This is a genomic window from Xylanibacter brevis P6B11, assembly GCF_000621825.1.
GTDB classification, from domain to species: domain Bacteria; phylum Bacteroidota; class Bacteroidia; order Bacteroidales; family Bacteroidaceae; genus Prevotella; species Prevotella brevis.
Genome location: NZ_JHXG01000024.1, coordinates 1 through 2,371, shown reverse-complemented (window position 1 = coordinate 2,371; position 2,371 = coordinate 1). Strand labels below are relative to the sequence as shown.

The window sequence follows — 2,371 nt, the reverse complement described above, 5'->3', positions numbered from 1 at the left end:
TCTCGTGGAAGGTCAGTACGGGAGCAGGGGTCTGAGCCTCGCTGGTGTAGGTCAGCGCGTCGATGTCAGCGATGAAGCTGTTCTCCAGCGCCTTCTCACCTACGGTCAGTGTGCCATTGGCGAAGGTGATGACATAGTTGTCAGAGGTGTATCCGCTAGGCGTGATGGTGTAGTTACCCACGCCGCTCTGGTCCTTCACATAGTCGCAGGCCAGTGCCAGCTCGCCGCTGAGCACATCCTTGTTCTCCTGAGCAGCGAAACCATCGTAGCTCACGGTGTATGCTGGTGCCTCGTCGCCGTAGGTCACGCTCTTATTGTCGGCCTTCACGGTCAGCGCCTTCTTCGTGATGCTGAAGGTCTTCGAAGCCGTGCCGCTATACTTCGTGCTGTTGGCCAGCGCGGTGACGGTAGCGGTGGCGGTGCCCACGTTCACGTTGTTCTCGTAGCTCACGCTGTAGTCCGCGTCCTTCACCAGCGTCATGCCGTTGAAGGTCACCACGGGAGCGGGCTCCTGAGCCACGCCGTTATATACCAGCGATGCGATGTTAGCGATAAAGCTGTCCTCCAGGGCCTTCTTGCCCACGGTCAGCGTACCCTTCGTGAAGGTGATGTCGTAGTTGCTTGAGGTCAGTCCGCTGGGCGTGATGTCGTAGTTGCCTGCGCCGCTCTGGTTCTTCACGTAGCTGCAGGTCAGAGCCAGCGTGCCACCCAGGACAGCCTTCGTCTCGTTATTCACGAAACCGTCGTAGCTCTCGGTGTAGGTGGGAGCATCGTCACCGAAGGTCACGCTCTTGTTGTCGGCAGTGACGGTCAGCGCCTTCTTGTTGATGGTGAACTTCTTCGTGGTCTCGCCGCTGTACTTCTCGCTGGTGGCTACGGCGGTGATGGTCACGGTCGGAGCGTTCTGAGCAGCCGTAGAGAGGGCAGCGTTCGTGTTGTTGCTATAGGCCACGGTGTAATCAGTACCGAGGGTAAGAACGGTCTGACCGTCCTTCACAGTGACGACGGGCTCCTGTGCCACGCCGGTATAGGTCAGGGCAGTGATGTCGTCGATGGTGATGTCCTGATTGGTGAGCAGCTTCTTGTACGTGACGCTGATCTCGGCGTTGGCGCGCTGCATGACGAACGACCAGGTGTTGTCCTGTCCCAGCAGCTTGGTCAACTCGAAGTCCTGCAGCAGGCCGATGCCGGCCTGTGCGCGGCGGGGAGCCTTGGCAATGGCTGCGCCCCACTGTCCGCTGGTCTGGTTGACCACCCAGCCCGTGTTGGGAGTGATGACGACGGTTACGGTGGCGCCTTCCGGTGCCTTTGTCACCTCAGTCTCGTTCACGAAGAACTTCACTGTTCCGTGCTCGTTGGTGCCTACACTCAGCGCATAGTTCACACCGTCGCCAGTGGGAGCGGCAGGTTCATCTCCACCGGTGCAGACAACATGCAGGTACTTCTGACCTTCATACTTAGAAACGTCCGTAGCTGATGCTTCATTGTCGCCGGCTTTGAACAATGTAGGAGTCACGCCTTCGGCAAAAACCAGTGCATCGCCACCAGAGTTCTTTATGCCTTTCGAATATCCATACGCTTCGAGTTCTCCGCTTTTGATTGTTACATTATTCTTGACATTAACGCCGCGACTTTCACTTGTCGTGCTACCGGAAGCCTTCAGCGTACAACCGTCAATGGTTAATGTGCCCTGCGGAACCGATACACCTAAACTTTTAAATTCAGCTCCTGCACTGCCTGCATTCGCTGTCACAGTTCCACCGGCTAATACGAGATCGGCCTGCTGAACAAAAATGCCATTCGATAAATTGCCATCTCCCACTGTAACAGTCAGGCTGCCAGAGCCAGTGATGGTGAAAACATGATCACCATTACCGCCATATAAAAAGAGGCCGTAAAGAGATTTATCTGTGCCACCGGGTAATGTAATTTCGTTGTCACCTTCTATCTTGATGATAAGAGGGGTGTTTCCGTTTGCATCACTTTGATAATAAATGCCACTGTCGTTATAGCCGCAACCATTAAACTTGAAGTTGTTCAGCGTGAGCACCATGCTACCGTTTTCAATGGCTACCGATGCCGTACCTTCAGTGGCACCTGTGCCAGTAATAGTGCCTTCGCTCGTTACTTCTTCAGAGTTGCCGACCCAGAGCTTAGCAATCGTGGCATCGGCCCACGCGCCCGTCACTGCGGTTAGCAGCAGCACGAGCAAACTAAATAATTTCCTTTTCATATTCATAGTTTCTTTATTGTTATTTCTCATTAACTGTTTTCTGTAACAAAAACCTTGAAAACCCCTCTGCTGATGTTTTAGCTCTTCGAGCCCCGTGCTGCTGTCATGGCTTTGTGCCTGTGAGCAAGCTCCCGCACA

1 protein-coding gene is annotated in these 2,371 nt (G+C 54.4%); it reads right to left on the bottom strand.

The annotated features are described in order from the left end of the window. Window positions 1-2,233: MBG domain-containing protein (locus T496_RS13940; RefSeq protein ID WP_197018950.1), on the bottom strand; the 2,233-nt coding region annotated here is incomplete at its 3' end. Window positions 2,234-2,371 lie beyond the last annotated feature (138 nt).